The organism is Sphingobium sp. FW306-1B-F04DB (assembly GCF_058781925.1).
Genome location: NZ_JBYSXE010000055.1, coordinates 19,237 through 27,337, shown reverse-complemented (window position 1 = coordinate 27,337; position 8,101 = coordinate 19,237). Strand labels below are relative to the sequence as shown.

The following is an 8,101-nucleotide window of genomic DNA, read 5'->3' as shown; positions in this document are numbered from 1 at the left end:
GCGCAGCAGCGGCGGGGGCGGGGGCAGCGGGTGCCGCAGGCGCCTCTTCGACGTGGGAGGCCTCGGCCTCGCCGGGCTTGCCCAGGATACGACGGCGCTTGACCTCGACCACGACGGTGTTCGACCGGCCATGGCTGAAGCTCTGCTTCACCTTGCCGGTCTCCACGGTGCGCTTGAGACCCAGCGGCGCGCGCATGCCCAGTTTCGGCTTTTCGTTGTCCGTGTCACTCATCGACTGATCTCAAATCCTTCGTCTTCACCCATGCCGTCGCCGTCATGCGCATTCAGCGCCGATGGACCCTGCGCAGAATTTGCGCAAGGTTCGGCCTCGGCCTCACTTCCGATAAAATCACGCCAGCGGGATACCGCTTGCGCTACCCGCTCCGCAGCGGCCCGATCGGTGAGCGCGATGTGTACCACATTTTCGCGCCCCAATGCCAAGGACAATATAGTGCGCGAAACCGGCAATACCATGCCCCGTTCCGCGCTGCCCTCGCGCCCCGATCCGACGCGCCATGCCTGGTCGAGCTTGCGGTTGCCGTCGATTCCGGCGTCGGCGGCGTGCATCAACAGGCGTACCTGCCCGCTGCGCGCGGCCGCCTCTATCTTTTCCGAGCCCGTCAGCAGCTTGCCCGAACGCGCCTCCAGCCCCAGCCGGTTGAGCGCATCCTGACGCAAGGCGTCCTCGATTCGCGCGCCCAGGTCGGCGGGCGCGGAGACCTCGCCCGACTTGAAGGCGCGCGCGAGCGCACCCTTCAGCCTGCCCTTGGCGTTGGCCTGATCGAGCTCGGCGCGCGTCACCCCGATCCAGGCGCCGCGCCCCGGGGCACGTGCGCGCACGTCGGGCGCGACCATGCCATCGGGACCGAGCGCCAGCCGGATCAGGCCGTCGCGCGCGTCCTTCTCACCGCTTAATATGCAGCGTCGAGAGTTCTCGCTCATTTCACCCCTCCCTTCCAAGGGAGGGGACGGGGGTGGGTGGCGAGCGTAGCGAGCCCCGTTTCCCCACGTGCAAGAAAGCGCTCCAATCGGCGTCGAGCCGATCGGATCGCTCACCCACCCCTTGCCCCTCCCTTGAAAGGGAGGGGTTCAGGAAAGTCGGCTGCCTGAATTGCCGTCCTAGCGTCTCATTGGGAGGTATCCGCAACTGCGTCCTCCCCAGTACCTTCGGCGCTCTCGTCCTCGAACCAGTGCGCGCGCGCGGCCATGATGATCTCGTTGCCCTGCTCTTCGCTCAGGCCATATTCGGCGAGCACGCCGCCCTTGTCCTCGCTGCGCCCTTCGCGGCCGCGCCGGGGCTCGGCGCGCTTCTTCTGGATGAGCTCGTCGGTGGCGAGGTCGGCCAGATCGTCGAGTGTCCGGATTCCGGCCTTGCCGAGCGTGACGAGCATTGCCTCGGTCAGATAGGGCATTTCGGCGAGCGCATCCTCGACGCCGAGATCGCGGCGTTCCTGACGGTTCGCTTCCTCGCGGCGTTCGAGCGCTTCCTGCGCGCGGTTCTGCAGCTCGGCGGCGAGTTCCTCGTCAAAGCCCTCGATCGTGGAAAGCTCCTCGACCTCGACATAGGCGACTTCCTCGAGCGCACCGAAGCCCTCGGCGACAAGCAGCTGGGCCAGCGTCTCGTCGACGTCGAGCTCGTTCTGGAACATCTCCGAACGCTCGACGAACTCGCGCTGACGCTTCTCGCTGGCATCGGCCTCGGTCATGATGTCGATCGCCTTGGCGGTCAGCTGGCTGGCTAGACGGACATTCTGGCCGCGGCGGCCGATCGCAAGGCTGAGCTGGTCGTCGGGCACGACGACCTCGATCCGGTCCTCTTCCTCGTCGATGACGACGCGGCTGACATTGGCGGGCTGGAGCGCGTTGACGACGAAGGTCGCGGTGTCCTCGCTCCAGGGGATGATGTCGATCTTCTCGCCCTGCATTTCCTGGACGACCGCCTGGACGCGGCTGCCCTTCATGCCGACGCACGCACCGACGGGGTCAATGCTGCTGTCATGGCTGATGACGCCGATCTTGGCGCGCGAGCCCGGATCGCGGGCCGCGGCCTTGATCTCGATGATGCCGTCGTAGATTTCGGGCACTTCCTGCGCGAACAGCTTCTTCATGAAGTCGGGGTGCGCGCGGCTGAGGAAGATCTGCGGGCCGCGGTTCTCGCGGCGGACGTTGAGGATCAGCGAGCGGACGCGGTCGCCGACGCGGACGACTTCGCGCGGGATCTGCTGGTCACGGCGGATGACGCCCTCGGCGCGGCCAAGGTCGACGACGACATGGCCGAACTCGACGCGCTTCACCACGCCCGTGATGATCTCGCTCGCGCGATCCTTGAATTCTTCATACTGGCGCTCGCGCTCGGCATCGCGGACCTTCTGGAAGATCACCTGCTTGGCGGCCTGCGCGGCGATGCGGCCGAATTCGATCGGGGGCAGCGGATCGACGATATAGTCGCCAACCGCCGCATCCTTCTGCAGCTTCTGCGCGCCCTTGACGTCGACCTGCTTGAAATAGTCGTCGACCGCCTCGACCACCTCGACGACGCGCCACAGGCGAAGATCGCCGGTATTGGGATCGAGCTTGGCGCGGATGTCGTTCTCGGCGCCATAACGCGCGCGTGCGGCGCGCTGGATCGCGTCCTCCATCGCCTCGATGACGATCGCCTTGTCGATCATCTTTTCCGATGCGACGGCGTTCGCGATGGCAATCAGCTCGGCCTTGTTGGCGGAAATGGCGGTGGCCATGGTCTCAGTCCTGTCCTTCTACCTGAATGCTGTCCGCACCCTCGGCTGAGAGGGGGGCGGTCGCCGCGATGAGCCTGTCGGTCATCACCAGCTTGGCGCTGTGGATATTGGCGAACGCCACGCGCATTTCGCCATGCTTGTTTACGTCAATCACGATGGTTTCGCCATCGATTCCCTTGATCGGGCCGGTCAGCTGCTTGCGCTTGTCCTGCGGCTCGATCAGACTCAGCCGCGCCTCGTGGCCCGCCCAGTCGGCGAAATCCTGGAGCCGCGTCAGCGGGCGGTCGATCCCCGGCGAGCTGACCTCGAGCCGATAGGCCTCGTCGATCGGATCGCGCCCCTCGGCCTCGAGCGCATCGAACCTGTCCGAAATCCGCCGCGACAGCGCCGCGCAATCGTCGATCGTCAGCTGGCGCGTATCGGGCCGCTCGGCCATGATCTGCAGCGTCCGGTCGCCCTCGCCGCCGAAGAACTTGACGCGCACCAGCGCAAACCCGAGCGCCTTGGCTTCGGGTTCGATCAGGCTGGTCAACGCATCAATATCGGCCATTTGGGCTCCGTGCTTGAACATGCGGCTTTGGCGCCGGAGCCTTCTGGCCCCGACCTCGCCATTGTTACCGATGTCGAGAAGTGCCGCCGATATAGTGCGGAAGCGCGCAGAGGGCAAGCGGGGAAGATGCGCCGCTGCGCGTGGCCGCAAGCCCGTCACCAGGCGGCGGTGCCGAAACGCGCCGCCGCCCGGAATGTCACGCCGGATTGTGCGCCCTCAGGAAGGTTTCCAGTTCCTGCAGATACTGCACACGGTCTTGCTCGCGTGAAAAATGGTGATCGCCGAGCGGCTGCTCGACATAGCGTACCGCCTTGCCCGCCTTGCGCAGTTTCTCCGCCATCTCGCGCGACTGCTTGACGGGGACGCGGCGATCGGCCTTGCCGTGGACGAGCAGCATCGGCGCCGAGAACTGCTCGGGAAAATTCAGGGGCGAGACCGCAGCGAAATCGGGCGCCTTTTCCTTCAGCGAATCCTCGTAGGTTTTTCCGTAAAGAAAGCTGCTTCTGTCATAGCGGGCGAGGCGGGCCAGATCGGAGACGCCCGCAAAGGACACCGCGCAGCGATACAGCGCGCCGTCGCGCTGCGCCGCGCGCATCGCCGCATAGCCGCCATAGGAGCTGCCGACCATGCAGACGCGCTTGGGATCGGCAATGCCCTGTTGCGCCAGGTGCGTGACCGCGTCGTTGAGGTCATCCTGCATCTTCAGGCCCCATTCGCCGTCACCTTTTTCGCGAAAGGCCTCCCCATAGCCCGTCGATCCGCGGTAATTGGGCTGGACGACCGCATAGCCGCGATTGGCGAGGAACTGCGCTTCCCAGTCCCAACGCTCTTCATCGCGCGCCGCGGGGCCGCCGTGCGGCATGACGATCAACGGCAGGTTCTTCGCCTCGCGACCTGCTGGAAGCGTCAGGATCGCGGGAATTTCGAGGCCGTCACGGGCCTTGTAACGGATCGTGCTGACCGGGGCGTAGCGGCCCTTGAGCTTGCTGCTGACATGGCCGAAGCGCTGCATCGCGCCGTCAGCGGTGTTGAAATAATAATAGGTGCCAGGCCGATCGGGGCCGCCGACAAGGACGATCATCCTCTGCTGGTCGCGGCTCATCGAAATGATCTCGGCGGTACGGTCGCCGCCGACCGCCTGATCCAGCTGCGCCTGCACCTTGGTCAGTGCGGGATCGAACCAGTGCACGCGTTCGCGCGTATCGGTGTAACGCACGCCGGCAAGCCCATCGCGTGTACGGTTGGGGATGACGGCGTCAAGGTCATGGCCCGGCACCGAGAATATCTTTTCACCCGTCGCCAGCGTGGCGAGATCGAGCTTGCGCAGCGCCTGGCGTCCGTCCTCGGAGCTCCAGGCGAGTGCCTTGCCCGATTCGGCGAGGAACAATGCGGGCATCGTCAGCGCCTCGTCCTTGCGGTGATCAGCGCGGTCGAGCACGCTGAAGGCCTTGTTGTCGGCATCGCGATAGAGCAGGCGGGCCGTGCGTTTGGTGTCGCTATAGCCATGTCCCATGCGGACCACGCCGGCACCGTCGGCGTACCAGTTCATCACGCCTTCACGCCCCTGCAGGCGTGTGCTCATTCGGCCGGTCGACACATCGACCTCGACGACGTTCGGCCAGAATCCGGGCCGGTTGCTGTAGATCGAGGTCTGCAGCGAGAGCAGCAGCCGAGGGGTGCCGTCCTCAGCGACCCAGATCACATCGTCGGCATTCTGCGCCGCCTCGCGAAACGCGATCGGGTTGATCGTCTTGCCATCGGCGCTGACCCCGGCGATGCGTCTCAGATACCAGTCATCACCCATGACGTTGCTGACTGCGCCCACGCCAATGACGAGCCACTGGTCGTTGACCCAGCGCCAGCGGTTCAGATCGCTGTCGCCCATGCTCACGATCGCCGGTTTGGCATCGGGATCGAACAGCGAAAGGATCGCAAGCGCCTGTTGGCCGTTGATCGAAACCTTGGCCGCCACGCGCTTGCCGTCCGGCGAAAGCTGCGGCCCCGATACATAGGGGAGCTCGGCAAAATCCTCGAGCGGCCGCTGGGCGCTCACTACGGCTTGGCCCTGGCCCTGGGCCAGCGCGCCCGACATGACCGATCCGGCCGCGAGCAGCGCGGCCGCCATGTTATGTATCTTCATGAATTCCCCCCGGAAACAGTCGCATAAGGCTAGGAATGGATCGCGGTCTGCGCAAGCGGCAAAAAACGGCCGCGCTGAAATTGTCGACGGATCTTATCGCGGCGCACACGGCCATGGGAGCAATGGGGTGGGGAGCGAACGTCTTAATTCCTCCCCGGCACGGGGAGGGGGACCATGCGGAGCATGGTGGAGGGGCTGACACGAGCACCTCCGCTACAGCGCAGCCCCTCCGTCAGCCCTGCGGGCTGCCACCTCCCCGTACCGGGGAGGAATTAGCGGCCGCAACTGCGTCTAAATCCCCAAAAATAACACTGTCCTACACGCCCGCCTCCTGTCACGCTCGCTGCACGACTGGCTCCTTGAACCGTGCAGAATGCGAAGTGGACATTGATCGAAGGGATCGATCGATATCGCCAGATTGAGTGAGCGGATTTTCCCCGCGAGGCTGACTTTCCTGACCTTCGTCCGATTTCGGACACGGGCGCAAAAAAAAGGCCCCGCCGGACTGCTCCGGCGGGGCATGAAACGCTCGGGCCTGCGGGTCAGGCGGCCGCGTGCGCCAACGCCGCGAGCAGCAGCAGCGCGACGATGTTGGTGATCTTGATCATCGGGTTCACCGCGGGCCCCGCGGTGTCCTTGTAGGGATCGCCCACGGTGTCGCCCGTCACCGCGGCCTTGTGGGCTTCGCTGCCCTTGCCGCCGTGATTGCCGTCCTCGATGAACTTCTTGGCATTGTCCCAAGCGCCGCCGCCCGAGGTCATTGAGATCGCGACGAACAGGCCCGAGACGATGACGCCCAGCAGCAATGCACCCAGCGCGGCAAAGCCATTGGCTTGCCCCGCGACCGCTGTGATCGCGAAATAGACCACGATCGGCGCCAGCACCGGCAGCAGCGAGGGGATGATCATCTCCTTGATCGCGGCCTTGGTGACGAGGTCCACGGTGCGGGCGTAATCGGGTCGGCTGGTGCCGTCCATGATGCCCTTGTTGCTCGCGAACTGCTCGCGCACGTCCTTGACGACGTCGCCAGCAGCGCGGCCCACCGCGGTCATCCCCATCGCCCCGAACAGATAGGGCAGCAGCGCGCCGAGCAGCAGCCCCACGATCACATAGGGGTTCTCGAGGCTGAAGCTCACCTGCAGGTCGGGGAAGAACTCGCGAAGGTCAGTGGTGTAGGCGCTGAACAGCACGAGCGCCGCCAGACCCGCCGATCCGATCGCATAGCCCTTGGTCACCGCCTTGGTGGTGTTGCCCACCGCGTCGAGGGCGTCGGTCTTCTCGCGTACGCTGTCGTCGAGCCCCGCCATCTCGGCGATGCCGCCGGCATTGTCTGTGACAGGACCGTAAGCATCCAGCGCCACGACCATGCCCGCCAGCGCAAGCATCGCGGTCGCCGCGAAGGCGATCCCGATCAGGCCCGCCAGCGAATAGCTGACGATGATCCCCGCGACGATGACGAGCGTCGGCAGCGCGGTCGATTCGAGCGAGACCGCAAGGCCCTGGATCACGTTGGTGCCGTGGCCCGTCTCCGAAGCCTTGGCGATCGAGCGGACCGGGCGGAAGTTGGTCCCGGTATAATATTCGGTGATCCACACGATAAGGCCGGTGACGCCCAGACCAACGATCATCGACCAGAACAGGTCCATGCCCGAAAAGGCGCCTTCACCGGTCAGTCCACCGCCGATGGGCGCGTTCATATCGCCTAGCGTCTGCCAGGTGACATAGTAGATCGCGGGCACGGAGAGGATCGCGGTGGTCAAGAAGCCCTTGTAGAGCGCGCCCATGATCGACTGGCTGCTGCCCAGCCGCACCATATAGGTGCCGATGATCGAGGTGATGATGCAGACGCCCCCGATCGCGAGCGGCAGGCTCATCAGCTGCATCAGTTCCTCGCCGCCCGTCTGGACGAGCAGCGCGGTGAGCACCATCGTCGCACCCACGGTGACGACATAGGTCTCGAACAGGTCGGCGGCCATGCCCGCGCAGTCGCCGACATTGTCGCCGACATTGTCCGCGATCACCGCGGGGTTGCGCGGATCGTCCTCGGGGATGCCCACTTCCACCTTGCCGACAAGATCGGCGCCGACGTCAGCCGCCTTGGTGAAGATGCCGCCGCCGAGACGCGCGAAGATCGAAATCAGCGATGCGCCAAAGGCCAGCGCCACGAGCGAGTCGATGACGAGCCGATCGTCGGGCAGATAGCCCGCGGGGCCGGTGAGGTACCAAAAGAACACCGAGATCGCGAGCAGCGCGAGACCCACCACGAGCATGCCCGTGATCGCGCCCGCCCTGAAGGCCACGGTCAGGCCGCCCTGCAAGCTGCTGCGCGCGGCTTCAGCCGTGCGCACGTTCGAGCGGACCGACACGTTCATGCCTACAAAGCCCGTCAGACCCGACAGGAAGGCGCCGATCAGAAAGCCCACGCCCGCGGTGAGGCCGAGGAAATAGGTGACGAGGATCGCAACCACGATGCCGACCATGGCGATGGTGCGATATTGCCGGCCCAGATAGGCCTTTGCGCCTTCCTGAATGGCGCCTGCGATTTCCTGCATCTTTTCGCTGCCCGCCGGGGCAGCCAGAACCTGGCGACTGGTTATGAAGCCATAGAGCACGGCCACGAGGCCGCACGCTATGGATATGGTGACTACGGTCATCCGGTATCCTTCCCCTTTA

6 protein-coding genes are annotated in these 8,101 nt (G+C 65.2%); all 6 read right to left on the bottom strand.

Translation table 11 applies throughout. The annotated features are described in order from the left end of the window. On the bottom strand, window positions 1–232 hold a 232-nt coding region (locus tag AC3WJD_RS18655; RefSeq protein ID WP_492748241.1), incomplete at its 3' end, for an IF-2-associated domain-containing protein. Continuing rightward, window positions 229–942: a DUF448 domain-containing protein gene (locus tag AC3WJD_RS18650; protein ID WP_492748240.1), complete on the bottom strand. Its 714-nt coding sequence runs from the start codon at window positions 940–942 to the stop codon at window positions 229–231. The genes AC3WJD_RS18650 and AC3WJD_RS18655, both read right to left, overlap by 4 nt. 185 nt (window positions 943–1,127) lie before the next feature. After that, complete coding sequence (gene nusA / locus AC3WJD_RS18645) at window positions 1,128–2,738, bottom strand: transcription termination factor NusA (protein WP_492748239.1); 1,611 nt, start codon at window positions 2,736–2,738, stop codon at window positions 1,128–1,130. Window positions 2,739–2,742: 4 nt separating this feature from the next. Next, window positions 2,743–3,288, bottom strand: a complete 546-nt coding sequence (rimP, locus tag AC3WJD_RS18640; protein ID WP_492748238.1) for a ribosome maturation protein RimP — start codon at window positions 3,286–3,288, stop codon at window positions 2,743–2,745. A gap of 196 nt (window positions 3,289–3,484) precedes the next feature. After that, window positions 3,485–5,428, bottom strand: coding sequence for an alpha/beta hydrolase family protein (locus AC3WJD_RS18635; protein WP_492748237.1), 1,944 nt, complete (start codon window positions 5,426–5,428; stop codon window positions 3,485–3,487). Between the two features lie 542 nt (window positions 5,429–5,970). Beyond that, entirely contained in the window at window positions 5,971–8,082 is a 2,112-nt protein-coding gene (locus tag AC3WJD_RS18630; protein ID WP_492748236.1) for a sodium-translocating pyrophosphatase, read from the bottom strand. Window positions 8,083–8,101: the final 19 nt, after the last annotated feature.